Genomic DNA, 25,231 nt, shown 5'->3' with positions numbered 1-25,231 from the left:
CCCGCTTTAAGCAGGTTTTTTTATTGGCAGCTACTAACTGGCAGGTTAATACCAGTAAGCCGGATCAGTAATAGAAATTACTTAGCTGCTTCGTATGCTTTCTGGGATTCGATGATAGCCGCTTTAGCTGCGTCAGCATTGTCCCAGCCTTCAACCTTAACCCACTTACCTTCTTCCAGACCTTTATAGTTCTCGAAGAAGTGCTTGATGCGATCCAGAGTCAGCTGAGGCAGGTCTGCGATGTCGTTAACATCTTTATAAGCCTTAGTGAGCTTGTCGTGTGGTACTGCAACCAGCTTGGCATCTTCGCCCGCTTCATCGGTCATATTCAGTACGCCAACAGGACGGCAGCGAATAACAGAACCTGGGATAACCGGGTATGGAGTCAGAACCAGAACGTCCAGCGCATCGCCATCATCGGCCAGAGTGTTGTTGATGTAGCCGTAGTTTGCAGGGTAGAACATAGGCGCCGCCATGAAACGGTCAACGAAGATCGCGTCTTCTTCTTTTTCGATCTCGTATTTTACCGGAGAACTTTCCGCCGGGATTTCGATGATAACGTTGATGTCGTTTGGCAGGTCTTTACCAGCAGATACTTTATTGAAGCTCATGTGTCGCCTTCCTGTTAAAAGTGTTGAAATCTGAATTCAAACCAAAGGCCGCATTATATACGGCCAGAGGTTAAAAACTGAATACGACTTAAAGAGCATAAAGCGTATTCAGTATGTAATTGGGTTAGTCTTTGACGTGGTACTTAAGCATGGTTTCAACTTCAGCTTTAGAGCCAAGGCCAACAGCAACCCGCTGATGAATCTTCTCAGGCTGAATGTCCATGATGTCATCGTAACAAGTGGTACTTAAGCCGCCGGCCTGTTCGATCAGGAAGCTCATAGGGTTGCCTTCATACATCAGGCGTAGCTTACCCGGTTTAGCCGGATCACGTTTATCCCATGGATACATAAATATACCGCCGCGGGTCAGAATACGGTGTACTTCGGCAACCATGGAAGCGACCCAACGCATGTTGTAGCGTTTGCCCAGAGGGCCTTCTTCGCCTTGCAGCAGATCGTTAACGTAGCTCTGCATCTCCGGCTCCCAGAAACGCTGATTCGACATGTTGATGCCGAATTCCTGAGTCTGTTCAGGGATCTTTACCGCCTCTTCAGTAAGGATGAAGTCACCACCGTGACTCAGGGTATACATATTAACGCCCTGACCTGTGGTCATCACTAATACAGCGCAAGGTCCATACAGAACATAACCTGCAGCAACCTGTTTGCGGCCGCTCTGCATAAACGCACTATCGTCTCCGCCGCTCACGCCTTCAGGGCACTCGAGGATAGAGAAAATAGTTCCTACAGATACGTTTACATCGATATTAGATGAGCCGTCCAGCGGGTCAAAAGTGACCAGATATTTGCCATCAGGGTTGCCTGGAACCGGGTGGTCTTCCTCTTCAGAGGCGACGCCGGCAACGGTAGGGTTATCCAGTAGTACTGCTTTAAGGATATCGTTAGAGATGATGTCCAGTTTCTTCTGGGTTTCGCCCTGAACATTGACTCCTTCAGAAGTGCCTAATACGCCAGCGAGGGCGCCTTCACGCAGTTTAATAGCGATCTCTTTACAAGAGAGCATCAGACTGTCGATCAGTTCGATCAGTTCATCGGAAGTATCGTTATGTTTCAGATGCTGGTTTAGCAGTAACATGTGCCGTAAACCTATAGGTTTGGTGACTGGAAAAGTTGTGGCAATTTTACGCTGAATTGGTTGGGAATTACACAGCTTTTGGGGCTAAAAAGACTCAAAAACAGATGATTTTTGTAATGATCCGTTAAGTAGCACGCGCTTGCTGTAGCAATGCTCTAAGAAACTCGACTGTTTATGTTGAGTAAGCTGTTATCATAGCGCCATTGAAATCATAGTGGTAAATCAGGAGACACTGGCTGTGCATGTACATATTCTGGGAATCTGCGGCACTTTTATGGGCAGTCTTGCCGTCTTGGCAAAAGAGCTGGGTCATCAGGTAACCGGATCGGATGCTAACGTTTATCCACCGATGAGTACGCAGCTAGAAGCTCAGGGTATAGAGCTGATTGAAGGGTTTGATCCGTCCCAGCTTAAACCAGCGCCGGATATTATCATCGTTGGTAATGCGATGACCCGGGGTAATCCTTGTGTTGAATATATGCTGGAGCAGGGATTGCGTTATACCTCCGGACCGCAATGGTTGTCGGAACATCTGCTACAGGATAAATGGGTGTTGGCTGTCGCCGGAACCCATGGCAAGACCACAACAGCGACAATGCTGGCCTGGTTGTTAGAGTATGCCAAAATGGAGCCGGGTTTTTTGATTGGAGGCGTGCCAAAGAACTTTGATCGCTCTGCTAGAGTAGGTGGTAGTCCTTTCTTTGTCATAGAGGCGGACGAGTATGACACAGCGTTTTTTGATAAGCGCTCAAAATTTGTTCATTACCGGCCGCGTACCGTTATTCTGAATAACCTTGAGTTTGATCATGCTGACATCTTTGATGATCTGGCTGCGATTCAGCGTCAATTTCATCATTTAGTGCGTATAGTGCCGGCAAATGGTCAGGTGATTTTGCCCGCTGAAGAGCCCTCTTTAGAACAGGTGCTGGAGCAGGGATGTTGGACGCCGGTTGTGCGGGCCTCTATTTCTGAAAAAGATATAAATGTCATAGTTGATGGTGTGCAGTGGCAGGCCCGTTTGTTAAATGCAGATGGTAGTCGTTTCGAAGTGCTGCATGAGGGTGAAGCTGCAGGTGTTGTGTCATGGGGTATGACAGGTCGGCATAGTGTGAATAATGGTTTGATGGCGTTGATCGCGGCACGTCATGTTGGGGTTCAGATAGAGCATGGCATTGAGGCGCTGTCTAACTTTGGTGGTGTTAAGCGACGCATGGAGTTGATCGGTGAAATTGAATCTATCAAAGTCTACGATGATTTCGCTCATCACCCTACTGCAATTGAAACTACACTGCAGGGTGTGCGGGCGCAGGTTGGTGATGCCCCTGTTATCGCAATAATCGAGCCGCGTTCTAATACTATGCGTATGGGTATGCATCGGCAGCAGTTGGCAGCGTCGGCAACCCAGGCGGATAAAGTTTACTGGTATCAGCCTGAAGGACTGGACTGGTCGCTAGACGATGTTATCAGTGCCAGTAATGTTCCGGCGGTTTTGGCTACCGATACTGAACAGATTATCAGTGAAGTATGTAGCGAGGCCGAGCCCGGTAGTCACATTGTAATAATGAGTAATGGTGGCTTCGGGGGAATTCATACCCGAATGGTCCAGGCGTTACAGAGCAAATATGCTAATGGAGGATAAAAGTGTGACAAAACCCTTTCATGATCGGATTACCCTGGCCATAACCGGTGCTTCTGGTGCGCAATATGGTCTGCGTTTACTGGAGTGTCTGGTCGCTGCAAACTGTCAGATATTGGTAATGATCTCGAAGGCCGCTCGGGTGGTGATTGCCACTGAGACCGACGAGCAATTGCCGGGCACGGCAAAAGAGCAGGAGTTGTATCTTAGCCAGCGTTTCAATGCCGCTTCGGGACAGGTCAGGGTGTTTGGTCGCGAACAATGGATGGCGCCGGTTGCATCAGGTTCAGGTGCGCCGTCGAAAATGGTGGTTTGCCCTTGTTCAACCAGTACTTTATCTGCGATCGCTGTTGGTGCCAGTAATAATTTGATTGAACGGGCAGCCGATGTCGCGTTGAAAGAACGGCGACAATTGATTCTGGTACCTCGTGAAGCGCCTTATTCAGAGATTCATCTGGAACATATGTTAAAGCTGACGCGTATGGGATCTGTGATGATTCCTGCCAGCCCGGGCTTTTATAACCGGCCCGAATCGATAGAAGATATGATCGATTTCGTGGTGGCTCGCATTCTGAATCAGTTACAGATAGAGCAGCAGTTATTACCGCGTTGGGGTGAGGATAGCCTTTCCTGAGCGTAGCGATTAAAATGCACGCCTTACAGCTCATACTTCAAGCACAGACTCCTTTTTAAAGAGCTGGTTAGCAGACCAAAATAGTAGATCAATAATGGCCAAGATTTTAGCACTGGATACATCCACTGACGCCTGTTCTGTCGCTATCTCAGTTGATGGTGAGATACAGGAAGATTTCCGAATTATTCCCCGTCAGCACACCAAACAGTTACTGCCTATGGTGGAGCAGATCCTGGCTGGGGCGGGACTGAAAGTGAGTCAGCTTGATGCTATCGCATTTGGTCGCGGGCCGGGGTCTTTTGCCGGTATTCGTATTGCGACTGGCGCAGCTCAGGGGCTGGCATTTGCTGCAGACTTGCCGGTTTTACCTACATCCACTCTGGCTGCGATCGCCTTGCAGGCAATGCGTGATCACAATGTTGATTATGTTGCCAGTACACTGGATGCCCGAATGAATGAGCTTTATTGCTGTGCTTACCAGTTAGATAAGGGGTTGCCAAAAGCGATGATGCCGGAACTTGTCGTCGCACCCTCTGCAATGTCTCTGCCATCAGCTGAACGTTGGTTTGCAGCAGGTAAAGGCTGGTTGTATCTGGATGATATGCCTGCAGAAGTGCAGCAGGTTGTATCTGATCCGGTGCTGGATATCTATCCTTCAGCTGCAGCCATTGCTGAGCTGGCAGTCGATGCTTATGCACGTAAGGACTGGGTTTCAGCAGAGCTGGCTCAGCCGGTATATCTGCGCGATGAAATATCCTGGAAAAAGATAAGTGAACAAAAGAAGAAGGGACAGTAGATTCGTTCTTAATGGCAAGGTCTGATTGTTAACGGAGATATAACAGACATGGATTGGTTTCAGGTAGTATTTTTGGCGTTATTGCAGGGCTTGACGGAGTTTTTACCTATCTCCAGCTCAGCACATCTTATCCTTCCTTCTCAGGTTCTGGGTTGGGCGGATCAGGGATTAGCGTTTGATGTCGGTGTTCATATAGGCTCACTGGCCGCGGTAATAATCTATTTTCGTCAGGATATCTGGCGTATGTTAGTGGCATGGTTTGGTAGTGTTTCAGGTAAAGGGAAAAGTACTGATTCCAGGCTGGCCTGGTTCGTTATCTGGGCAACAGTGCCGGCGTTGATAGCGGGTTGTACACTCGGTTCTGTCATAGATCTATATGGTCGTAGCATACTGGTTATTGCTGGCACAACACTGATATTCGGTGCGCTGTTATGGTGGGCGGATGTTAGCCGAACTGAGCGGCGGGTGTTGGAAGAAATAACCCTGAAGGACGCTCTGTTTATAGGTTTTGCTCAGGCGGTGGCGCTGATTCCTGGTACATCGCGTTCCGGTATTACTATTACAGCTGGCCTTATGCTCGGCCTTCAACGTCAGGCTGCTGCACGGTTCTCTTTTCTGATGTCTATCCCGGTTATTCTTGGCGCGGGTTTGTTAAAAGGACTGGATCTGGCTGAAACCGGCACGGCTGATCAGTGGACGATGGTGATTGCCGGTTCATTAGTTGCAGCCCTCAGTGCGTACTCATGTATTCATCTGTTTTTGAAATGGCTGGATAAAATTGGCATGTTGCCATTTGTTATCTACCGTATGTTGCTGGGCTTTGTTTTATTGGCAGTATATTTTATGGCATAAGTCATTATTTATAAGTCATAGTTTGTAAGTCATAATTTTATATGGGTTTGATTTCGGATGAATGATTCATCGAATATAGCTGTTTGTTTTATTGGTGATGCCGGGCGTACAGATGCCTTGGCATTGTCTGTCCGACTTAAACTACCATTGTTAGAGCAATTTGATCTGCGGGATGAGTCCTATAATCAATTACTGATCTGTGAAGAGGGTAGTCGACGATTACAGCAGACCGGCAAAAAAGCACCGGGGCCGGTGCAGGCTGATTTTGTGTCAGGTGCAGTAGCCCATCGGCGTAAGTTTGGTGGCGGTAAAGGTCAAATGATTGCTAAAGCTGTTGGTGTTAAAGGCTCGATTCGTCCTGTTGTTGCTGATGTTACTGCCGGATTAGGCCGGGATAGCTTTGTCCTGGCTACTTTGGGTTGCGAAGTACAGATGGTTGAGCGCTCACCTATTATTCATGCACTGTTGGAAAGTGGCCTGCAACTGGCTAAAGCAGATGCCGAAGTGGCTGATATTGCGGCGCGCATGCAACTGCTTAATGCGGATAGCATTACCTGGCTGCAATCTGTGACGGGCTCTGATCAGCGGCCTCAGGTCGTCTATGTAGACCCTATGTTTCCCCATACCGATAAATCGGCCATGGTTAAGAAAGAGATGCGTGTGTTTCGGGATGTTGTCGGCGATGATAGCGATGCCGAAGCGTTATTAGACGCTGCTCTGGCCGCAGCTGAGTACCGTGTTGTGGTAAAACGGCCCCGCAAAGCACCTGTTATCCATGGTGCTGAACCAGGGTATCAGTTGAGTGGGAAGTCCAGTCGTTACGATATCTATCCTTTAAAAAGTCTGGTCGCGGGCTAGCTTCTCACCAATAAACTCAACTAACGGCGGCTGTAATATCTTGCTGGCCTGCTTTAGTAATGAATCAATATTACCCCGACCGTTAAAGCTGATCTGGTCTTCCTGCTGTTTGAACATTCCGAGCTGGCATTGCAACTCGATAAAGGTGGTAAATACCTTTTTGTCTGCGTATTCCTTTGAGCTAAAACCAAACAATGAATGACTCTGCTCGGCAAGATTCAGGCAGCTTTCCAGCAGATCGCTCTTGGACATCGTGTGATAGCGATTCAGTATCGCCAGACAGATATAGTAACGCAGTAATGTGGGTTCGGTGGTGCGAATAAGGGTAAAGCAGGTTTCGTTTTCTGCTAAAGCCCAGCGGGTTCCCTGTTTAGTGATAAGTTTGTTTTGTTGTAATTGAATCAGGTTTTGCTTGACCAGGTCGTTAATCTGCTCGATTGACCAGGATAGGAATAGTTCCCCTTTAAGGAAGGGGTAGAGCAGGGCTACAAGCCTGCTGACAGACAACGTCATAGGCGAAGAGAGGCGCTGAATTAACAGGATAATCATGCCGGGTATGATCAGTAAGTGCTGAATATTGTTTCGATACATCGCCAGCTCGCCATGCTGGCGTGCCGTAATAGAGATGAGATCGCCGGAAGGCTCATCCAGAATGCCTATTTTGACACAATGATCCAGCCATTCTGACGGTTCTGACGAGGGCATTGCCAGCGGGGGGGTAGGTAGCGAAGGTAAGAGTTTTGCTAACGTCACCAACTGACGATTAAGGCCTTTGTGGTTGTGAATCTCATTCGGCCGTGCAAGTAGTGCCGTGGCTATAACCGCTGAACTGTTAACGATACAAGCCTGGTTAATTCCTTGCATCACTTTATGCGCCAAAGCGGTTGTTACCGCTTTTGACTGTGCTTTTGACGGTTCATCGGCAAGATTTATTGTTTGCTCTTTTACCCCTGTATGGTTCTGGTCAGCGAATCTATTTAAGTTCGCTCCTGTGAGTGGGATGGGCTCACCAAATGCAAGGCTGGCTTCGCCATACTTTTCCCGCAAGATATGCCAGGAGGAAAACAAAGAGCCTAGCGATTCTTTGCGTTTATGTTCTCCGGCCAGTTCTTGTTGATAGCTATTACTTTCAACCAACCTGTCATAGCTGATCCATACCGGAACCAGACTGATCTGTTGTTCAGGGTTTTTCAGGTAGTTCTCGATGGTCATGCTTAACAGACCGGTTTTAGGGGGCAGTAAGCGCCCTGTTCTGCTGCGGCCGCCTTCGATAAAGTACTCTAATGAACTGCCTTTCTCAGACATTATCTGCATGTATGCCTTAAATGATTTGGCATAGAGTGGGTCATTCTGAAAACTGCGGCGCATGAAAATAGCCCCGCCTTTTCGCAGCAAAGGGCCTATGATAGGAATGTTCAGATTCTCACCGGCAGCAATATGAGGCAGCATCATGCCATGTTCAAACAACATATAGGAAAGTAGCAGGTAGTCCAGATGGCTTCGGTGACAGGGTAAATAAACCAATTGCTGGTGCAGGTTTTTTTGCTGCAGGGCTTCTGCATTGATGACACGAATATTGTTATAAAGCCGGCGCCATACCATTTTTAAAACGCGATGGAACATCCGTGCGGTGACAGGACTGAAGTTTGCGGCGATCCGATTAAGGTTATTACGGCACTGTTGTTCTAAGTGTTGCTCCGATTCTCCAGTGAGTAAGGCTTGTTCCTTTATTGCCTTTCTTATCTCTACTGACCCAAGGACTTCTTCTAGTAACGTGCGACGGTGGGAGAGGTCCGGCCCCAGCATGGCCTTTCGAGAGCTATGAAAATAACTCTGTAGGATTTGTGTTGTTTTATCTGCTTGCGTAGGAGCAGTCAGGGAATTGTCGAGTAAAGGTTTCAGCCTGAGCGGAGGACTAAACCGGACCAGTGTCTGTCGGCCATTAACCAGTAGTTGCATAGCGTGGTTAAAGGGCGAGTTTTTAAGCCAGTTTTCGCTGAACAATAAGCGAATCCAGTTGTTTTCCCTGCGCGGCATCTGTCCATGGTAGATACCTACCGGAATGAGGTGGTAGTCCAATAGAGGATTATCCTGCTGTGCGTGGATCAGGTCGCAGAGGTGTTGGTGAAATTGTTCAGGTTGTTGAAGGCTGAAAACCGGGCCTGGGGTATGGCTGATATCAGGACTGTTGTTGATTAGCTGGTAGTGCGAGGCTCTATCGGCTTCAATAATATAAACTGGCTGCCCTGGAACCGGGCTGTCGCGGTTGTGATCAATAACTCTTTTTTTGATCAGTAACCGGGACATAATTTTGTAGTAGGGCTTATAGAATAACTTATAGCTGTATTCTTTGACTCTGCTCCTTAGAGACATGGCTAAACCCTTTTTTAAAGTACGAGTAATTGGTGTGGCTTAATAGTGGGGTGGAGGGGCTTCATCTTCAGGGGCATTGATATTTTCTGGTGCCACTTGTTTGATCTGTTGATTTAAGATTTTCACAATTTGGCTAAGCCGTTCAAGTTCGGCACCCTGGGTTGCCATCTCCTGGCTCATTTTATCAATTGCATCTTCCTGAAATGCAATTCTGGACTCCAGATCATCAATTTTTTGTTGCTGGTTCATAACGCTCTTTTCCCATGCCGAATACTAATCGGCGATCTAATTTGCCCCAATTATACCCAATTATGCTAATGCTACACGCTTTAAGTGGCTAAGCTGTTGAATAATTGAGTGAAAGTGGGTATATAGAACTGTCGGGTTTCTGCTTAGCAGTAGCTTTGTCTGTTTTTTCAACTTAATTTAATTATAAGAGATTCATATGAGTGTTAATCAACTGATACGTAGTGTTGTTGTCAGTGCACTTGCTACAGCAGCGATCCTTTTGTTTCAGGGATCACTGACAGGTGAAGGCGAGTTGCCGGTTCTAGATTTAGTCGTTGTGTTTGTTGTTGTACTGATTAGCTGTGTTATTGCCGGCTCAGGTCAGTCGTCATCGTCATCTTCATCGGCATCTTCGTTTGATGATGAAGAAGAAGCTGATGAAAATGATGGCCGGGAGCAGGGTACGGTAAAGTGGTTTAATGTATCCAAGGGCTTTGGTTTTATTACCCGCGATAATGGCGATGATGTATTTGTTCATTTTCGCAATATCCGCGGTCGTGGGCATCGTTCCCTGTCAGAAGGGCAGAGTGTTAGGTTTAATGTAAAAGATAGCGATAAAGGGCTGCAGGCTGAAGATGTTTCAGTTGTTCGTGCATCCTGATTGTTCGATGACATAAAAAACGGGAGCGAGAGCTCCCGTTTTTTTATGGGTTTTATATCAGAGCAGAGCTAAAGTTTTGCTTAGACAATTCCATAGGTAGAGCAGCGTTGCAGAAGCGTGTCTCTGTCACAATAGCCTGCGCATATTACTTCCAGTCCGTCCTGAAGCTTCAGGCCCAGAAAAGGGAAACCCTGAATGCCGTTCTGTTGGCAGAAATCCAGGTCCTCAAAAAGTGTCTGGGCTGTTTTTTCACTGAACATCTGTGCGGAGAAACGTTTACTATCAAGCCCGATCTCCTGGGCTAATTCTGTCAGTGTTGAAAGGTCTGAAGGGTTTCTGGCTTCAAGATAGTAGGCGCGTTGAATCGCTTCTGCCATCATCATGCCGCAGCCAGTAGCAGTTAATTCAGCACTAATCACAGCTCTGCAGGCAGGGTAGGTGGAACGTCGCGGCTGACATTCTTGCCAGAAGTCATGATTAAATTGTGTATCGGTGCGTTGCTCGATTTGCCGCCAGGTTTGTGCAATGGCTTGTTGTAGCTCTTCAGGCATCGGCTGATCGTTATCAGGTGCCAGTCCACCCATGTAGCAGTGTACTTTAATACCAGGTTTCAGACGGCTTATAAGGTCCCGCAGATGGGGATGAAAGGCGTAACACCAGCTACACATTGGATCCATTACATAGATAAGAGTCATTCTGGCCCTCCATTTACGGCTAAAGCGTCAGATAGCGTCTGTTCATATAATAGCCATAGTTATTAATTAATTGAAAACTATTATTTTTTCTTGCTATTCAATGGGGTGATCAGTACTATGCGTCCCACGTTGATGCGGGGTGGAGCAGCCTGGTAGCTCGTCGGGCTCATAACCCGAAGGTCGTCAGTTCAAATCTGGCCCCCGCTACCAACGTAAAAGATGAAGCTAACCGAAAGGTTGGCTTTTTTTTTGCCTGAAATAAGAAGCAAGAATAATGTCGGGCTCGACTCTTTATAACCGCTCGGGAAGGTCATCAATACAGGTCAGGCCCCGCTACCAACGTAATAATTAAAGGTGTGTCGAAAGACATGCCTTTTTTTGTGCCTGAAATTTAGTTGTGATTCAAAGAAAGCGTCGGGCTCTGCTCTTTATAAAAACGGAAGGGCTAGCGAGTAACGATCAGAACTTTGTGGATAACTCAGAGCTGTTTTTTGTATATACAAACAGTATATCCGGAAAGATTTGCTTTATTAGCACGTTTTGATTCTTCGACAATAATTATTAGGTACGGTTTGTTACTTGAATAACTCAGAAAGCTCGTCCAATATCAGGCTATTACAGTTATCAACAGGTGAAATACTGTGCCTGTTGCAAGGAAGAATAACGCGCATGCGCGTTTTCAGGGGATGAAAAACAACGTGCTTCAGAATACCGCTTTGGTTTCAATTTGTTACCTCCCCTTCGCCGTCATAGTCTTGGCAGCAAAACGCGCATGCACACTATTAAAATGTTAAAAGTCCTTTGGCGATAAGGGCCAGTGGCTAAGGCAAAGGAACTTGCTCGTAAGTTACAGAGCGGAAGCTTAAAGACTTAGGTCTCGTAAAAATCGAGGCAGCATAAAAAATTATAGGCTTGGTTGCTAAGGCTTCTTCCAAGCAAAGGTATCAGTGCCGCCTTAAACTGGCGGCAACATCTGGTTCAGCTTTATTGCTAGCACTGTGCACGGTATCTTTTGTGTGTGCAGTACTGAAACTAAAAGGTAATGTAAAGTGGAGTGCAACGACGTGCTTTTAACAAGGCGCAGCAAGTCGGCCGCTAAAGGCGCGGCCTGGACAGCCTACGCTACCGCTCCGGCTGCCCCTTGTGCACGGCGTTATATCGCATGAGGGAGCATCGTGGATACTAAAACAGGGACAAGTTTATTTGGCTGGCTTCTCTACTTTATTTTTTCATCTATTGCTCTTAAATATGTTGTTGAAAGTTATATGGGTACATCGGAAATAGAGTGGATCCCATTAGTTGGTATTGCATGCTTAGGTATTGGTGGTGTGCTTTTTCAATTCCTTCCAAGCAGAAATCTTGATACAGGCTCTGGTGGCAGTAACACAATAATTCCACCAACTGATACCAGCGGAAGTAATGATGGTGGTTTCTAATGCAATATAACAAGTTGCACAAGCAAGGACGCAGCAAGCTGCGCCGCTTTGCTTGGCGTTAAGTTTTCAATCTAATTGGCAACACTGGATGGCCTGATGGAAATTACAATATTTGGTGTCTTAACTGGAGCTGTTTTACCGCTCATAGGTTATTTGGTTTTTCACAGGCTCGCTCTAACTAGGGAAGTTACGTCTAGGAAAGCCCAAGCCAGTAATGATTTCCGAAAAAGCATAATAAGTGCTACATCAAAGATTCCTGATGTAGAAATGCATTGGGGAGAGCAGGAAGTTTTAATGGTACCAGCCATACATCAAGAAATAGTTGTTGCTTCAGAAATATTTAAATATTTCTTAGATGATCGAGAGCGTGAACGCTTTGATTCATCTTTAAAGCTGCTTGATAATCTGCTAACTACACATCTACCCAATGCCTTATCAAGGGAAAATGTTATGTATCCGAGCGAAAAACGTACTCCTAGTCAGGCTAAAGCTGAGCTAAGAGATAAAATAGAAGATATAGTTTCTTTTGCTAAAGAAACTTAACAAAAAAAGGCATTGGACGCGAAAAAGCATGCGCCCATGCTTTTGGCGTTAAGTGCACATGGAAATACTAGGTATCAGTGTCGTATTGATCAGCTTTGCCATAACTATTGTTATCGGTGGCATCGCCTTATTTCGGAGCATGTACTTTTTCTATCAGGCGCTATCAAATACCAATAAGGATGTAGTAAAAAATAACTACCTCACCTCCTTCAATTTTACTAACGCTGTTTGGGTGCCAGGTGGTCTTACATTGAAGGGACGTGAATATCGAGCCAAGGCAATAAAGTGCCTGGGTATTTTTATAATTCTTAGTGCTGTAACAGCTATCCTTGCGAGCATCGCAGGTATGTAGTGTTTTAGCACTTAACAAGTTTAGGCAGCATCGCCCCTGTGGGGCTGGACCGGCTTACAGCCGGCCGATGCTAAAGGCGTTATACGCTTGTGAGGCCGCAGTGTACAAAATAAAACAAAGTGAGTTAACAAAACGAAAAAGAGGGCCATTTTTCGTTTTATTATATGTTGTAGTGCTAGCAGCAATATTTTCGCTACCTTCATATGAAGAAGGCTTTGATTGGGTTGGTTTTCTCATTGTTTTTGGTGTTACAGCTGTGTTGGCAGTAGGCGCAAATGCACTAGGAGCTAAGCGCTTTTTGAGTTTTGCCAAGTCTCATCATATCGAAATAACTGAAGACGGTCTTGAATCAAAAGGCCTTGATACGTACGAAACTCTGCCATGGAGTAGCGTTACACGTGTGAAAAAGAGTTCGAAAAATGGTGTCATAACCAAGCTTATTCTGAAAACAGCGAACTCGGGTTCAATTGATTTAAGTAAATATGAACAACTTGATTCCATAGCAACTAACCTGAAGCTGCATATAAAAAATGAACTTTGGCAATAATCGTATAACAAGTACGGGCACGTTCAGCCACTTCGTGGCTTGGACTCGCTACGCTCGCCCGTGCCGTAAGCGTTAGGCTCCACAGGAAGTTATGGGACAAGAATCAGTAAGCAACGAAAGCTCGGATGATCAGCGCTATCCATTAAACGTTGAACTGCCATCGTTAAAATCATTATTTATTGAAATGTTTTTTGACGAACAGCTATTAAGTACAGGAACTGCAACCCTAGTTTCAAATGATAGGGACTCACATTGCACCTTAATAACTAATAGGCACAATGTTACTGGGAGACATCAGGATACTGGAGAGTGTTTGAGTAAAACACTCGGTATTCCTAACAAAATAATTATCCATTTTCACAAGCCTGGAAAAAATATTGGAAGTTGGAAAAAGATAGAGCTTCCGCTTTATCGAGAAGATGGCAGCCCATTTTGGATAGAACACCCGACTCTGGGGACAGATGCTGATATCGTGGCGCTAAATCTAAAATGGGGTTCAGATGTTCTCAAGCTGCCCTATTATTTGAAACTTGATCTTGATCGGGTAGGAATGGTTATTAGCCCCGCAGAGCCTGTAAGTGTTATAGGCTTTCCTTTTGGGCTTTCAACTAGTGGCAAGCTCCCAGTATGGGCAACTGGATTTCTTGCTCAAGAGCTAGGATTAGTAACTAAAGAAAATCCAACGTTCCTCATAGATTGTAGAACACGGCAAGGTCAGTCGGGATCTCCTGTTATCGCATTCCGCACCTCAGGCCATCGCAGCGTCAAAGACGGCAGAGTGTCTGCAAGTATCTCCGGAAATATTGCATGGGAATTCCTTGGAATATATGCCGGCAGAGTTAATTCAGAGTCTGATCTTGGGAAGGTTTGGCATGTGTCTGCAATTGAAGAGCTGCTTGAAGCGGCCGACCAAGATATGAAAAATAGGCAAGTAAATGTTATTTCCGAGTAAAAGCCTAACAAGGCAAGGCACGAACAACCGCAAGCGGGTTGGACTCGTCGCTGCGCTCCTCGCCCGTGCTCGCGGCGTTAGGCAGCTCAATATAGGGAATTTTGCGGTACAAATATGAAAATCAACTTACCAGAATTTATTTATAAAATATTAGATTTTATTCTTATTCCATTTGTAAATCTGTTGGTGCCCTACGAAAGAATATCTCGTAGATTACAGAACGAACAATTATATTTTGAAAAAGATTGGAGAGAATATTCTGCATTCACTTTATCTACATTGCATGAAAGAGCATCAACAATGGTTGGCCATTTATCGTTGATGCTAGGCGTATGCCTTTTCATCTTGCAGAGTAGTGAACTAGAGAATAAATCACCTGAAGGAGTTATAGTTACGATTGATGCAATAATTTATATTTCTTTAGTTATTCTTTCTGTGCGAGCCTTAAGAAGCTTTGGCTTAGATCGAGATCGAGATCTAAAGGAATATGAAGAACATATACGCTCCGAACTAATAGTAAGATATTCCATCATGCAAATAGTAAATTCACTTACTATTGTCGCAACTATATTTATTGTCATAGCACTTTTAATTCATGTCTGGAAATAAAGTGATTATTTTCACAATGCCTAACAAGGTGCTTAAAACGGAGCGCCAAAAACAGGCATCCGTTTAGCAAGGCGTTAGCCAATGAATAATGGAGGAAATAGTATGACTGATGAAGTCACCGAACTACGGAAAGACTTGGATTCTTTGAGTTACGATTACAAATCGGATCGTAAGGCTGTAGTTTTGTCGTTTTCGGTTTTTGCTGCCGCATCTCTTGCCTTTTTTGGATTTACATATTCAAAGCTCGGCTCAATAGTCGATAAAGAGCTAGATGCAGCTGCAAAACAAAGGGTAGAAGCCGCTATAAAAGCAATAGAAGAAAAAAATATTGAAGCGGAAGAAATTCTAATCAAAATTCGCAAGGAGTTTGGCGAAAAAGGAGTAACAAGGCGCAGATCAGTTCTTACCTTCACTCACCCGAAGAACGGTTATGCTGCGGGAGAGGAATGGGAAAAACGCTACTACCATATTAAAACACCAGTGAAGAAGAATTCTACCGATATGTGGCGTTACGACCTAAAAGGGTACTCATATGGATTGAGTAAGCCTATCTCTTTAACCTGGGTAGGGTATACATTTTCTGAACCGCCAGATATTAGAAATGCATACGCTGGTGATAACACGGATCATGGCATACCAGCATCGCAATATTTCGGCCGGGACGATTTTCTATATTTACGGTTCGGCCCTATACCTCAGTATTACAACTCGTTCGTCTTAGACTATCAGAGCGGCTCCACAGGTGAAATGATCGAGTACCACGATGGATATGATGTAATTTTAACTGAAAATAGTATTGAGATTAAATGAATCGGCTAACAAACGCATGCAGCCGGATCAAATTGCCCGCTACGCGTTCAATTTGACCTCTGATGCAAATCGTTAGCTTTACTCAAGGAAATAGTTATCGAATACGCTGAAGAGTTTTCAAAGTCAGAAAAGTTTAAGAGAATATCCCTATTCATTCTACTGGGTGTGCTGGGTCTTATAATTAATGAAAAATGGTATCTCCCTTTTATTAACTGGTATGTTGATACTGCCCATTGCCACACTCCGCTAGGTTTTTCAGGGGTTTCTGTAATGTGGTATTCGATATTTGTTGGTTTGCCTCTGCTGACTGCTCTAATGTTCGGCATAGCATTAGTTCCAATTGGGTATAAGGGACTTATTGATAAACAGTTCCCACCGAAAGGGATGAAAGTGTATAAACCCACTAAAATTCTCAGGGGCTGGAAAGCTAATGTAAAATCAATGTTTCATCTGCTATTTCCTGTCTGTTTGATTCTGTTTTCTGTATGGGGATATTTTCAAGCTGATAAAATGCCTCACGAAGTCCCCAAAGATTTTGACTATAGCGTATGTAAAAGCTAACAATCGGTTAAACAAGGACAAAAACAGGGTGTTATATGTGCAGGAAGATTTAATGATAAGCGTATATCTTTTTGATTGGGGTGACACTTTAATGGTCGATTTCCCAGATGCTACTGGCAAGATGTGTAATTGGGAAGTTGTTGAGGCTGTTTCTGGAGCTAAAAAAGCATTAGAAGAATTATCTAAGCACTCACAAGTGTACATAGCTACGGGTGCTGCCGATTCAACGGAATTAGACATCAAACGAGCTTTTTATCGGGTAGGTTTAAGTCAATTTATATCCGGCTATTTTTGTAAAGCTAACCTGGGATTGTCAAAAGGAAGCCCTCAATTTTTTGAATCAATCCTCAATAAACTAAATGTATCATCTGAAAGTGTTGCTATGGTTGGCGATAATCTAGAGAAAGATATTAAGCCTGCTATTTCTGCTGGTATTCAACCTATATGGTTTACACAATGTGACACAGGCGTAGAGTTGGATAATGTGAAAGTAATTAAAAATTTACGTGAATTGTATATGTAACTAATACAGGTCGGTTGTGGGTTGCGGCTTCGTTAACAAGTTACTCAAGCAGGACAAAATACAGCTGGCTGTTTCCTTCCTCAATATTTAACCAACAATCGTTTGTCTATTAGCAAAGCACTGTAGGCTCTAGGCCTTTCTATCAATATTTAGACTACTATTGAAGAGTAACTGTCACTTATTGGCAGTCCAGCATCAGGGATGTGCTGTGAAGTTCTTTCAGTGTTATTTCTTGGTGCCTTTGCTGAATCTGCAATCCTGGTGCCTTCTCATTAGTCATATTGGTTGTGCTATTCAGCAGGTGTCTTGTTGTGGTTTTCGCTTTGGCGTTGATCATTAAGTTAGGGGCTTGTGCGCAGGTTCCTTAGGCAATAAAGATGCATTACATCGTTTTTATTGTGTTATCGATAGTGCCTTGGAAAAGGGATGTTAGGCCTTAGGGCTGGGATTGGGCAAGGGGTGGTTTTTAGCTTTTATACCTGATGTTTGAGCTGGCCAGTAGTTCGCCAGTAAAGTTACCAGCTTTGAAACGTTTTCGTGTCTAAAGGCCCTTTATTCGGGATGAGGGAGATTGAAAATGAGGACGAAGCAGGTTTTTTCAGTAACCAGGAAAACAGTTTTAGATCGGATTAATTCATTATCTTTTTATCTGCTACTGCCATTCTTTTTGGTGGCTTGTAGCGAGCCGCAGGCTGAGGCTACGAATAAGTCAGACACCGGGGCTATGCTTTCGGAAGCAACAACGCTTCAGGAACAGCCCTCAGTTCCAGATTTTAATAATTACACCATTAGTCGCGATCAGTATCAGGTCGACCCCGGCTTTATCAGTGAGGGTAAATTAAACCCTGGAGATGGCGTCGATATGTCTGACCCTGGTGCACCACAGCGCCGGATTGGACGTCAACCACTCAATGTTTTGGGTCCTAAACGCTTAGCTGGGGTGCCCACCAAAGACTATACGCTGACAGAAAGTTTTCGTCTGGTAGAATCAACGTCCGTGCGTGAAGAGGCGAATACTCTGGCAGCATACTTTCAGGGGGCTTATGGTTTTGCTTCTGCTGATGCAGCTTACGAGCAGGCACGGCAGGAACGAAAATCCTCCCACTCTATTTACGCAGTGCTGGATGCTAAAGGTGTCGTTCGCGACCTATCAGATGTTGTTCCCAACGGACGTATAGAGTGGAATGAGAGTAGCAAGCCGCATTATGAAGGTGGAGGTGCCAGTGCCAGTGATCCTGATTTCCGGCGGCAGTTTCTACTCGATTTTGGTTCACACTATATCTCTGCAGTAACCTATGGTTATCGAATTGCGGTACGTGGCAAGATAACGGAAGCTGATTCCAGCAAGAGTAGCGAGATAAAGGCCGCTTTTAAGGCAACGTTTGTGTCTGGTAGCGCCGCTGGAGGTATTACCGATCAGAACCGACAAATTCTTTCGAATAGTAAGCTTGAGCTGATGTTTGTTGCTAGTTCTGGGGGGCTCTATGTTGACGACGAGCGCCGCCCCGGTGTGCTCACCAACCTTGATGATATTCTGACCATGCTCAAGGATATGCGGGATGGAAAAATAAAAATCCACAGTGCTCCGATTCAGGCTACCGCTCGAAACTATTGGAACTTGTTACCGATAGCCTATACGCGCTCACGCGCGTTGTTAGCGGATCATGGTTTGCCGCCTCTGCCAGAAAACGTTTATGGTGTACCGAAAGGAACGGTCCTGGCCTGGCGGCCCACCGAAGCAAACCTTAAAACGGATAATGCCGGAAGTTCTTATTTGTTAGCTCCGCAGGGGTGGGCTTTGTGTAATGGAGAAGAGGGTACGCCCGACCTGCGAGATCGTTTTATTCTGGGAGGTAAAGCTTTTGATGAGGTGGGTGTAGTAGGAGGGGCTGTCAGTCATACTCACACTGCAACCAGCATAAAGACAAAATCAACCTGGCAAGCTCGCCCTGGTGTTGGATCAAAGTACAGTCAGCCGAAACCTGAGCATACCCATGCTATTTCGGTCGGTAAGAGTAACAATCTGCCGCCATTTGTGAAATTAGCCTACATTATGAAGCTTTAGCTGGGATGTTTGCTGGGGGGATGTAATTGAAATGTTACGCTGTAATCCTCCCCTCTATTAAGGTGATAAGCATGCAATCGAATAGTGTTACTACGATGTGCATGTTCTGTTAGCGGGTAGGATTATTTATCTGCTTTTGTTCCCGACAACTGTCCCAGTACATATCCTGCGATGCCACTTAAGATAGCGCCGGTAATATTACCTTCGAGGCGTCCGGCCAGGCTGAGCACGACCGTGGCTGCTATTACACCGATGACCGTTACTGTTTTGAAGAAAGCAGGACTGGTGAGGATATCCATAATGCTTTCTTTGGCGCGGGCGACAGCAAGCCAGAATACTGCCCACATCGCGACCAAAGCGACAGTGGCCAGAATTGAAAGCCCAACGATATATTCCGGTTTCAGTGCCGCGGCAGCGTCCATGCTGGTATTCCTTTCGGTTAGTCAGTTTCAGACATTATAGCTATAGAAAATAAAAAGCCCCGCAGTTGCGGGGCTTGTTATCAGAGCATTTTTTTATAGCCTTCTCTAATAACTTTGTCTTGAGTTAGGCTCGTTACAGTAGGTTATAGATAAACACGACCAGAACGGCGGCTGGAGTGATGTAGCGTAGTACAAACATAAACAGTTTGTAAGTCAGGCCGTTACCCATATCCAGATCGCTCTGTGCGGCAGGCTTAGACATAAACCAGCCGACAAAGATAGCGATCGCTAAGCCGCCTAATGGCATCATCAGGTTGGCAGTGACATAGTCGAACAGGTCAAAGAAGGTCTTCCCTTCGAATCGTTCAAACATGCCTAATGGATGAACATCGGACCATACATTCAGCGACAGAATAGTCAGAATACCTAAGCCCCAGATGCAGGCTCCGCCAATTAGAGTACCGGTCAGGCGATTAATGCCTTTTTGCTCTTCAAACCATTCGACAACAGGTTCAAGCAGAGAGATCGCTGAGGTGACTGCTGCAACGACCAGTAATACGAAGAACAGAGTGCCGAACAGTACACCGCCGCTCATCTGACCAAAGGCCAGTGGTAGGGTTTGGAAGATCAGGCCTGGACCTGCACCAGCTTCTAAGCCGTTAGCGAATACCAATGGGAAAATTGCCAATCCGGCTAGCAGGGCAACAACGGTATCAACAATTGAGACGGTGACAGCCGTTTTTACGATAGACACCTTCTTCGGCAGATAAGAGCCATATGCCATCATCACACCCATACCCAGGCTCAAGGTGAAGAAGGCATGGCCCAGTGCAGTCAGAACACCTTCGGTGGTTAGCTTGGAGAAGTCTGGCTGAAACAGGAAGGTAAAACCATCTGCAAAGTTATCGGTGCTCATCGCGTAGCCCACCATAATCAGTAGCAGAGCAAACATGATTGGCATCAGGATATTGATTGCTTTTTCCATACCTGAGCTTAGGCCGCGGGCAACGATCATGATCACCAGAACCATGAATACCGAGTGCCATAGAAGCAGGGTATAAGGATCGGCGAGCAGATTGCCAAACATCGTACCAATAGCGTCAGAGCTGGCGCCGACAAACAGACCGCCGGCGGAGTTACCGACATAGGATAAGGCCCAGCCACCGATGACAGAGTAGAAAGACAGGATCAGGAAGGAGGCGATCATACCCATGCCGCCGATCCATACCCAGCGCTTAGATAATCCATCACGTTGGGATAGTTTACGCATACTGTTAAGCGGACTTTGACCGCCGCTGCGTCCGATCATAACTTCAGCAATCATAATCGGAATACCGATAAGCGCGATACAGAGCAGGTAGACCAGTACAAAGGCGCCGCCACCATTTTCGCCGGTAATATAAGGGAATTTCCAGATATTACCCAGGCCTACCGCTGAGCCGCTGGCCGCCAGTATAAAAGCCATGCGAGAGGACCACATTGGGTGATCTTTTCGGGCGTTATCAGATGTGGCGCCCTGCGCCGGGTTCTGAACCAGTTCAGTCATTATTTTCTCCAGATTTTATTTTTATGCTTAGAGAGTGTGGGAATAAAAAGGCCCGTCAGTTATTTGACTGACGGGCAAGCAGCCAGGAGCTGTTTTGAGTGCTATTTCATGAAACGTTCTTCTGCCAGTTCGTTGGCAATTTCACCGGTAGGGCGATCCTGCTCGTCGGCTCGGCGGAATATTTCAGTCAGGGTGTCGGCGATGGTTTCGATATGGGCGCGAACTTTTGTATGTTCGTGGCCAACCCGCTCATAGAAAATGTCGATAATGCCGCCAGCGTTTAGAACATAGTCTGGTGCATAGAGAATACCGCGTTCACGGAGCATCAGGTCATGACGTTGAGAAGCAAGTTGATTGTTAGAAGCGCCAGCGATAACGGTTGCTTTGATCAGGGGGATGCTTTCATCGTTCAATACGGCGCCAAGCGCACAAGGAGCGATAACATCGACATCCAGTGACAGGATTTCGTTCTGGGTAACCGCAGTGGCGCCCAGCTCTTTCACAGCTCGTTGCACCTGTTCCTCATGGATATCTGTAACAAAGAGTTCTGCGCCGGCTTCATGCAGGTGTTCGGCCAGTCGGTAGCCAACATTGCCAACACCCTGAATCGCAACTTTAAGACCTTTTAGGTCTGTGCGATCCAATTGATACTGAACCGCAGTTTTCAGGCCGATAAATGTGCCGTAAGCAGTGGCCGGGGATGGATCGCCATTACATGGCAGGCCATCGATACCGGTACGTTCAGTGATACCGGCTACGTTAGCTGTTTCGCGTCCCATTACCTTCAGGTCTGGTACGGAAGTGCCGGAGTCTTCAGCGGCGATATACTGGTTGCCGGTACGCTCGAGAAAACGACCCATGGCCGCCAGCAGGTCTTCGGTCTTATGTTTGCGCGGATCGCCGATAATAACGGACTTGCCACCACCCAGATCAAGGTTTGCCAATGCTGACTTGTAGGTCATCCCTTTGGATAAGCGCAGCACATCATTGAGTGCTTCTTCATCACTGGCATAGTGCCACATACGGCAGCCGCCCAGTGCAGGGCCCCGATTGGTGTTATGGATAGCGATAATCGCTTTAAGGCCGGTCGCTTCATCGTGACAGAACATCAGTTGTTCATGGTTATCAAATTCAGAATGGCTAAAAACGGACATAACGGTGGTTCCTAAATCAGAATGGCTTTACTTCCTGAATACTCAGCTATAGCGAGTTTTCATCAATTGGAGAGTGTTTTTCTGGCTCTTAGTCGTCTGATCAGGCGCTGAATTTTATTTACAGCTAGCGCCAGGTCCTGAATATCAACAGGTTTCCCTGGTTCAGAGCGATCAGATAATCAGGAACAGAAAATAGAGAGTCAGGTGCCTGTCGGTACAAAGGTTCTGTATCGGGCGATCAATAATGGACTATCGGATAGTGCTGATTGGCACAGCAGTGTGCGCCGGATGGATTGACGATATGTCATAGAGTTTACCTTTTGCCACAACTGGATCGCAGTCAGGCATTAATCTTGTTTTTATTGTTCCGGTGGGTAAACCGGTAGTCTTTAAAATCTGTGCGTACCCTTATGGGGTAGGCTGGCGGTTACATTAGCGAGAGGCTTAGATCAAGTCAACAGATGAAAGGCTGGGTTTTTTGAGTATCAAAGGTGAATAGGTTTGTATGTGTTTTCTTTTGTAGTGTTAAATTCCGCACTGACAGTGTAGGTATAATCCCCTATGTTTATGAATAATAAAGGCGTTGATGTTTGTTGGGGGGTTACAGGCTTTAGGGATTCTTTCTGAGTGGAGGGGCAGAATCATGAATAATTATTTTTCTTCGGTATAGCGGGTATGGATTCAGTGGGCTGAGTTACTGAGTCAAAATTAAGGCCTATGTTGTAGTTGTCAGCTCAAGGTATCTCGATTTTGTGAGGGGCAGTCAGCATATAAAAGAGATAGATTTTAATCGCTTTTCAGAGCGATATAGAACTTATTTTAGAATATGTTGAAAACCGCTTGCCAAGGTAAGGGGTGATCTGTACTATGCGTCCCACGTTGATGCGGGGTGGAGCAGCCTGGTAGCTCGTCGGGCTCATAACCCGAAGGTCGTCAGTTCAAATCTGGCCCCCGCTACCAACGTAATAATTAAAGGTGTGTCGAAAGACATGCCTTTTTTTGTGCCTGAAATTTGAGCAAGAATGCGTCGGGCTCGGCTCTTTATAACCGCTCGGGAAGGTCGTAATTTCAAGCCTGGCCCCCGCTACCAACGTATAAAGATGAAGTTAACCGAAAGGTTAGCTTTTTTTTGCCTGAAATAAGGTGCAAGAAAAACGTCGGGCTCGGCTCATCATAGACGCTCGGGAAGGTCGTCAATACAGATCAGGTCCCGCGACCAACGTAATAATTAAAGGTGTATCGAAAGATATGCCTTTTTTGTGCCTGAAATTTGGCAATGACTTAAAAAATGCGTCGGGCTCGGCTCTTTATAACCGCTCGGGAATGCCGTCATTGCAGCGATTGCGTAGTAATCACCAACGAGGCGCGAAGCGACGAAGCTCGAAGGGGCAATACAGCCAACAGGCTGTTTTGATTAAATCTGGCAATTCAGAGCGGCAGTTCTCTACGTAGTTGGTGCGGAAATAAGACGTCGGGCTCGACTTTTCTAAGGCTCGGGAAAGCCATTGGTTTTATCTGATTTTGTTAGCTGTGTATAAAATCAGTTTGTGGGAAAGGCGATTGTTAAGTTAGCTCCTTATTAATTGCTTAGCATCATCTGTACAGCGGCTTCGCCAATTTCTTGCACGTTACTTTCTTCGGTATAGACGCCATCGTTTAATAACCTACAGATGCCATGCAGGGTAGCCCAGGTTACTTGTGCTGTACGCAGTGCGCTGTCAGTAGATCTGAGTATGCTTTTTTGTTGTAGTTTATCGATCCAGTTTAACCAGTGCTGAAAATGCTGTCGTGAGAGCTTCTGAAGTGAGGCTGTGGGTTCACTATTTCGCCAGATCTCTCTGCCAAACATCAGGTCATATTGTTCACGGTTTTCATGGGCTAGCTGGATGTAGGTGTGCACGTAATCGGCAAACTGTTGACTCAGATCCTGTTGGTCACTTTCTTTTAACTGTAATAACAACATTTCCTGGCGTTGAAAGCCCTGTTCGGCGATCGCGCAGAGTAGCTCATTCTTATCTTTGAAATGATGATAAGGTGCCGTGCGGGATACACCGACCCGATCAGCCAGTTTACGCATCGAGAGGGCTTCAACCCCCCCATCTCTGATTATTTCGGTGGCGCACTGAAGTAGCGATCCGTATAGATTGCCATGATGGTAATTGTCGCCATTGGTTTTTTTAGATCTGTCTGATGCTTTGCTCATAAGCGGGAAAATAGCAATGAATCTTGACAGTGTCAAAATATCGTTTTATCTTGACGCTGTCTAGTTGGGTGAATAATGATCAGGATCGGAGCTGCAGAATGGAGTTTTCAACATTTACTATAGAGATGGAAGGCGCGGTAGCGCATCTTAAACTGAATCGACCGCAGGTAAGTAATGCGATGAATCGGGCGTTTTGGCGAGAGTTTCCTGCGGCAATAAAGGCGATCGATGAAACAGGCGAAGCGAGAGCATTGGTAATCTCTTCAACGGGCAAGCATTTCAGTGCGGGTATGGATCTGGAAGTCTTTACTCAACCGGATCCCGATATGTTTCAGGGTGAGCCTGGGCGTCGGGGTGAGGCTATGCGACGTCTGGTATTGCAATTACAGCAGTGCTTTATGGTGATGGAACAGATCAGGATACCTGTTCTGACCGCGATTCAGGGGGGCTGCATTGGTGGTGCACTGGATCTGGTCTGTGCCAGTGATAGCCGATATTGCACGGAGGATGCCTATTTCACAGTGAAAGAAACTGAATTGGGTATGACTGCTGATCTTGGAACGCTACAACGGCTACCGCAACTGATACCCCAGGGGTTAGCACGTGAACTGGCTTACACTGCCCGAAAGATGTCGGCGGATGAGGCGCTCAATTCGGGTTTGGTTAACCGGGTTTTTCCTGATATTAATGTCATGATAGAAGAGGTGATGGCTATCGCTCAACAGATTGCCAAGCAATCACCGTTGGCCGTGACCGGTTGTAAAGAAATGATGAACTACGCTCGGGATCATAGTGTGTCTGACAGCCTTAATTATATGGCCACCTGGCAGTCAGGTATGTTTCAACCCACCGATATGGTGCAGACGTTTACTGCCAAAATGTCAGGAAAGCCGCCCGAGTACGAAGCGTTAAGGGCTAAAGTACCTGCTATGCTGGAGCCTCTTAAGAAATAGAGGTAAGAAATACATACAAGAAACAATTAGCTAGTAGTCAGTCATGAAAGAGCCGCTGAAGAAGGGGGCGATTGACTGTAGCTAATATGAGCCTGTTAGAACAATAAAAATTTAA

25 protein-coding genes and 2 tRNA genes are annotated in these 25,231 nt (G+C 45.9%); 18 read left to right on the top strand and 9 right to left on the bottom strand.

What is annotated here, in order from left to right; genetic code table 11:
* Positions 1–77 precede the first annotated feature (77 nt).
* Together ppa and EHS89_RS14745 are read right to left on the bottom strand one after the other, a co-directional pair.
* Entirely contained in the window at positions 78–611 is a 534-nt protein-coding gene (gene ppa / locus EHS89_RS14750; protein ID WP_124926922.1) for an inorganic diphosphatase, read from the bottom strand.
* 124 nt (positions 612–735) lie between these two features.
* Entirely contained in the window at positions 736–1,707 is a 972-nt protein-coding gene (locus EHS89_RS14745; RefSeq protein WP_124926921.1) for a class 1 fructose-bisphosphatase, read from the bottom strand.
* A 238-nt stretch (positions 1,708–1,945) separates the two neighbouring features.
* On the opposite strand from EHS89_RS14745, the gene mpl reads away from it, so the two are divergent.
* The 5 genes from mpl to EHS89_RS14720 all read left to right on the top strand — a co-directional run bounded on the left by mpl (position 1,946) and on the right by EHS89_RS14720 (position 6,483).
* Complete coding sequence (gene mpl / locus EHS89_RS14740; RefSeq protein WP_124926920.1) at positions 1,946–3,346, top strand: UDP-N-acetylmuramate:L-alanyl-gamma-D-glutamyl-meso-diaminopimelate ligase; 1,401 nt, start codon at positions 1,946–1,948, stop codon at positions 3,344–3,346.
* Between the two features lie 4 nt (positions 3,347–3,350).
* Positions 3,351–3,977 (top strand): flavin prenyltransferase UbiX, encoded by a 627-nt coding sequence (locus tag EHS89_RS14735; RefSeq protein WP_194468923.1) that lies wholly within the window; start codon positions 3,351–3,353, stop codon positions 3,975–3,977.
* Between the two features lie 94 nt (positions 3,978–4,071).
* Complete coding sequence (gene tsaB, locus EHS89_RS14730) at positions 4,072–4,773, top strand: tRNA (adenosine(37)-N6)-threonylcarbamoyltransferase complex dimerization subunit type 1 TsaB (RefSeq protein WP_124926918.1); 702 nt, start codon at positions 4,072–4,074, stop codon at positions 4,771–4,773.
* A 48-nt stretch (positions 4,774–4,821) separates the two neighbouring features.
* Complete coding sequence (locus EHS89_RS14725; RefSeq protein WP_124926917.1) at positions 4,822–5,625, top strand: undecaprenyl-diphosphate phosphatase; 804 nt, start codon at positions 4,822–4,824, stop codon at positions 5,623–5,625.
* 57 nt (positions 5,626–5,682) lie between these two features.
* A complete protein-coding gene (locus tag EHS89_RS14720; RefSeq protein WP_124926916.1) occupies positions 5,683–6,483 on the top strand; it encodes a class I SAM-dependent methyltransferase in 801 nt (266 codons plus the stop codon).
* Here the strand turns inward: EHS89_RS14720 and plsB are convergent.
* Positions 6,460–8,856 carry a glycerol-3-phosphate 1-O-acyltransferase PlsB gene (gene plsB / locus EHS89_RS14715; protein WP_124926915.1) on the bottom strand — a complete coding sequence of 799 codons (2,397 nt, stop codon included), beginning with the start codon at positions 8,854–8,856 and terminating at the stop codon, positions 6,460–6,462. The two genes, EHS89_RS14720 and plsB, sit on opposite strands and share 24 nt — an antisense overlap.
* Positions 8,857–8,895: 39 nt before the next feature.
* Complete coding sequence (locus EHS89_RS14710; RefSeq protein ID WP_124926914.1) at positions 8,896–9,105, bottom strand: SlyX family protein; 210 nt, start codon at positions 9,103–9,105, stop codon at positions 8,896–8,898.
* Positions 9,106–9,301: 196 nt separating this feature from the next.
* Between EHS89_RS14710 and EHS89_RS21515 the strand changes: the two genes are divergently transcribed.
* On the top strand, positions 9,302–9,745 hold the full coding sequence (locus tag EHS89_RS21515; RefSeq protein WP_276330366.1) for a cold-shock protein: 444 nt from the start codon (positions 9,302–9,304) through the stop codon (positions 9,743–9,745).
* An 80-nt stretch (positions 9,746–9,825) separates the two neighbouring features.
* Here EHS89_RS21515 and EHS89_RS14700 read toward each other — a convergent pair whose 3' ends face one another.
* Positions 9,826–10,440: a DsbA family protein gene (locus tag EHS89_RS14700; RefSeq protein ID WP_124926913.1), complete on the bottom strand. Its 615-nt coding sequence runs from the start codon at positions 10,438–10,440 to the stop codon at positions 9,826–9,828.
* 133 nt (positions 10,441–10,573) lie between these two features.
* Between EHS89_RS14700 and EHS89_RS14695 the strand changes: the two genes are divergently transcribed.
* The 10 genes from EHS89_RS14695 to EHS89_RS14650 all read left to right on the top strand — a co-directional run bounded on the left by EHS89_RS14695 (position 10,574) and on the right by EHS89_RS14650 (position 18,838).
* Positions 10,574–10,650, top strand: a tRNA-Met gene (locus EHS89_RS14695).
* A gap of 965 nt (positions 10,651–11,615) precedes the next feature.
* A complete protein-coding gene (locus EHS89_RS14690) occupies positions 11,616–11,876 on the top strand; it encodes a hypothetical protein (protein WP_124926912.1) in 261 nt (86 codons plus the stop codon).
* A 96-nt stretch (positions 11,877–11,972) separates the two neighbouring features.
* Entirely contained in the window at positions 11,973–12,419 is a 447-nt protein-coding gene (locus tag EHS89_RS14685) for a hypothetical protein (protein ID WP_124926911.1), read from the top strand.
* 419 nt (positions 12,420–12,838) lie between these two features.
* The gene (locus EHS89_RS14680; protein WP_124926910.1) at positions 12,839–13,318 is read left to right on the top strand and encodes a hypothetical protein; all 480 of its coding nucleotides are present in this window, start codon (positions 12,839–12,841) and stop codon (positions 13,316–13,318) included.
* Between the two features lie 91 nt (positions 13,319–13,409).
* Complete coding sequence (locus EHS89_RS14675) at positions 13,410–14,270, top strand: trypsin-like serine peptidase (RefSeq protein WP_124926909.1); 861 nt, start codon at positions 13,410–13,412, stop codon at positions 14,268–14,270.
* Between the two features lie 114 nt (positions 14,271–14,384).
* Entirely contained in the window at positions 14,385–14,879 is a 495-nt protein-coding gene (locus EHS89_RS14670; protein WP_124926908.1) for a hypothetical protein, read from the top strand.
* Positions 14,880–14,981: 102 nt separating this feature from the next.
* Positions 14,982–15,689, top strand: a complete 708-nt coding sequence (locus EHS89_RS14665) for a hypothetical protein (RefSeq protein WP_124926907.1) — start codon at positions 14,982–14,984, stop codon at positions 15,687–15,689.
* Positions 15,690–15,959: 270 nt separating this feature from the next.
* On the top strand, positions 15,960–16,250 hold the full coding sequence (locus EHS89_RS14660; protein ID WP_124926906.1) for a hypothetical protein: 291 nt from the start codon (positions 15,960–15,962) through the stop codon (positions 16,248–16,250).
* Positions 16,251–16,287: 37 nt separating this feature from the next.
* Positions 16,288–16,773 carry an HAD family hydrolase gene (locus EHS89_RS14655; RefSeq protein WP_211340349.1) on the top strand — a complete coding sequence of 162 codons (486 nt, stop codon included), beginning with the start codon at positions 16,288–16,290 and terminating at the stop codon, positions 16,771–16,773.
* Positions 16,774–17,497: 724 nt separating this feature from the next.
* Positions 17,498–18,838: a hypothetical protein gene (locus EHS89_RS14650; protein ID WP_148091902.1), complete on the top strand. Its 1,341-nt coding sequence runs from the start codon at positions 17,498–17,500 to the stop codon at positions 18,836–18,838.
* 122 nt (positions 18,839–18,960) lie between these two features.
* Here EHS89_RS14650 and EHS89_RS14645 read toward each other — a convergent pair whose 3' ends face one another.
* The 3 genes from EHS89_RS14645 to EHS89_RS14635 form a co-directional block, all read right to left on the bottom strand.
* Positions 18,961–19,260, bottom strand: a complete 300-nt coding sequence (locus EHS89_RS14645; RefSeq protein ID WP_124926904.1) for a hypothetical protein — start codon at positions 19,258–19,260, stop codon at positions 18,961–18,963.
* A gap of 133 nt (positions 19,261–19,393) precedes the next feature.
* Complete coding sequence (locus EHS89_RS14640) at positions 19,394–20,806, bottom strand: sodium-dependent transporter (RefSeq protein ID WP_124926903.1); 1,413 nt, start codon at positions 20,804–20,806, stop codon at positions 19,394–19,396.
* A 101-nt stretch (positions 20,807–20,907) separates the two neighbouring features.
* Positions 20,908–21,960 carry a Glu/Leu/Phe/Val dehydrogenase dimerization domain-containing protein gene (locus tag EHS89_RS14635; RefSeq protein WP_124926902.1) on the bottom strand — a complete coding sequence of 351 codons (1,053 nt, stop codon included), beginning with the start codon at positions 21,958–21,960 and terminating at the stop codon, positions 20,908–20,910.
* 883 nt (positions 21,961–22,843) lie between these two features.
* Here EHS89_RS14635 and EHS89_RS14630 point away from each other — a divergent pair.
* A tRNA-Met gene (locus tag EHS89_RS14630) sits at positions 22,844–22,920 on the top strand.
* A 619-nt stretch (positions 22,921–23,539) separates the two neighbouring features.
* On the opposite strand, the gene EHS89_RS14625 is transcribed toward EHS89_RS14630, so the two are convergent.
* Positions 23,540–24,163: a TetR/AcrR family transcriptional regulator gene (locus EHS89_RS14625; protein ID WP_124926901.1), complete on the bottom strand. Its 624-nt coding sequence runs from the start codon at positions 24,161–24,163 to the stop codon at positions 23,540–23,542.
* Between the two features lie 98 nt (positions 24,164–24,261).
* On the opposite strand from EHS89_RS14625, the gene EHS89_RS14620 reads away from it, so the two are divergent.
* On the top strand, positions 24,262–25,116 hold the full coding sequence (locus tag EHS89_RS14620) for a crotonase/enoyl-CoA hydratase family protein (protein ID WP_124926900.1): 855 nt from the start codon (positions 24,262–24,264) through the stop codon (positions 25,114–25,116).
* Positions 25,117–25,231 lie beyond the last annotated feature (115 nt).

The organism is Amphritea balenae, from assembly GCF_003858655.1.
GTDB classification, from domain to species: domain Bacteria; phylum Pseudomonadota; class Gammaproteobacteria; order Pseudomonadales; family Balneatricaceae; genus Amphritea; species Amphritea balenae.
Note: the sequence above shows the minus strand (reverse complement) of the source record. Positions and strands in the feature narration are given on the sequence as shown.

Bases quoted from the DNA above. Each gene is read 5' to 3' on its own strand.
- ppa (WP_124926922.1), bottom strand. From the start codon at position 611: ATGAGCTTCAATAAAGTATCTGCTGGTAAAGACCTGCCAAACGACATC.
- EHS89_RS14745 (WP_124926921.1), bottom strand. From the start codon at position 1,707: ATGTTACTGCTAAACCAGCATCTGAAACATAACGATACTTCCGATGAA.
- tsaB (WP_124926918.1), top strand. From the start codon at position 4,072: ATGGCCAAGATTTTAGCACTGGATACATCCACTGACGCCTGTTCTGTC.
- EHS89_RS14725 (WP_124926917.1), top strand. From the start codon at position 4,822: ATGGATTGGTTTCAGGTAGTATTTTTGGCGTTATTGCAGGGCTTGACG.
- EHS89_RS14720 (WP_124926916.1), top strand. From the start codon at position 5,683: ATGAATGATTCATCGAATATAGCTGTTTGTTTTATTGGTGATGCCGGG.
- plsB (WP_124926915.1), bottom strand. From the start codon at position 8,856: ATGTCTCTAAGGAGCAGAGTCAAAGAATACAGCTATAAGTTATTCTAT.
- EHS89_RS14710 (WP_124926914.1), bottom strand. From the start codon at position 9,105: ATGAACCAGCAACAAAAAATTGATGATCTGGAGTCCAGAATTGCATTT.
- EHS89_RS21515 (WP_276330366.1), top strand. From the start codon at position 9,302: ATGAGTGTTAATCAACTGATACGTAGTGTTGTTGTCAGTGCACTTGCT.
- EHS89_RS14700 (WP_124926913.1), bottom strand. From the start codon at position 10,440: ATGACTCTTATCTATGTAATGGATCCAATGTGTAGCTGGTGTTACGCC.
- EHS89_RS14685 (WP_124926911.1), top strand. From the start codon at position 11,973: ATGGAAATTACAATATTTGGTGTCTTAACTGGAGCTGTTTTACCGCTC.
- EHS89_RS14680 (WP_124926910.1), top strand. From the start codon at position 12,839: ATGCTAAAGGCGTTATACGCTTGTGAGGCCGCAGTGTACAAAATAAAA.
- EHS89_RS14675 (WP_124926909.1), top strand. From the start codon at position 13,410: ATGGGACAAGAATCAGTAAGCAACGAAAGCTCGGATGATCAGCGCTAT.
- EHS89_RS14670 (WP_124926908.1), top strand. From the start codon at position 14,385: ATGAAAATCAACTTACCAGAATTTATTTATAAAATATTAGATTTTATT.
- EHS89_RS14665 (WP_124926907.1), top strand. From the start codon at position 14,982: ATGACTGATGAAGTCACCGAACTACGGAAAGACTTGGATTCTTTGAGT.
- EHS89_RS14660 (WP_124926906.1), top strand. From the start codon at position 15,960: ATGTGGTATTCGATATTTGTTGGTTTGCCTCTGCTGACTGCTCTAATG.
- EHS89_RS14650 (WP_148091902.1), top strand. From the start codon at position 17,498: ATGCTTTCGGAAGCAACAACGCTTCAGGAACAGCCCTCAGTTCCAGAT.
- EHS89_RS14645 (WP_124926904.1), bottom strand. From the start codon at position 19,260: ATGGACGCTGCCGCGGCACTGAAACCGGAATATATCGTTGGGCTTTCA.
- EHS89_RS14640 (WP_124926903.1), bottom strand. From the start codon at position 20,806: ATGACTGAACTGGTTCAGAACCCGGCGCAGGGCGCCACATCTGATAAC.
- EHS89_RS14635 (WP_124926902.1), bottom strand. From the start codon at position 21,960: ATGTCCGTTTTTAGCCATTCTGAATTTGATAACCATGAACAACTGATG.
- EHS89_RS14625 (WP_124926901.1), bottom strand. From the start codon at position 24,163: ATGAGCAAAGCATCAGACAGATCTAAAAAAACCAATGGCGACAATTAC.
- EHS89_RS14620 (WP_124926900.1), top strand. From the start codon at position 24,262: ATGGAGTTTTCAACATTTACTATAGAGATGGAAGGCGCGGTAGCGCAT.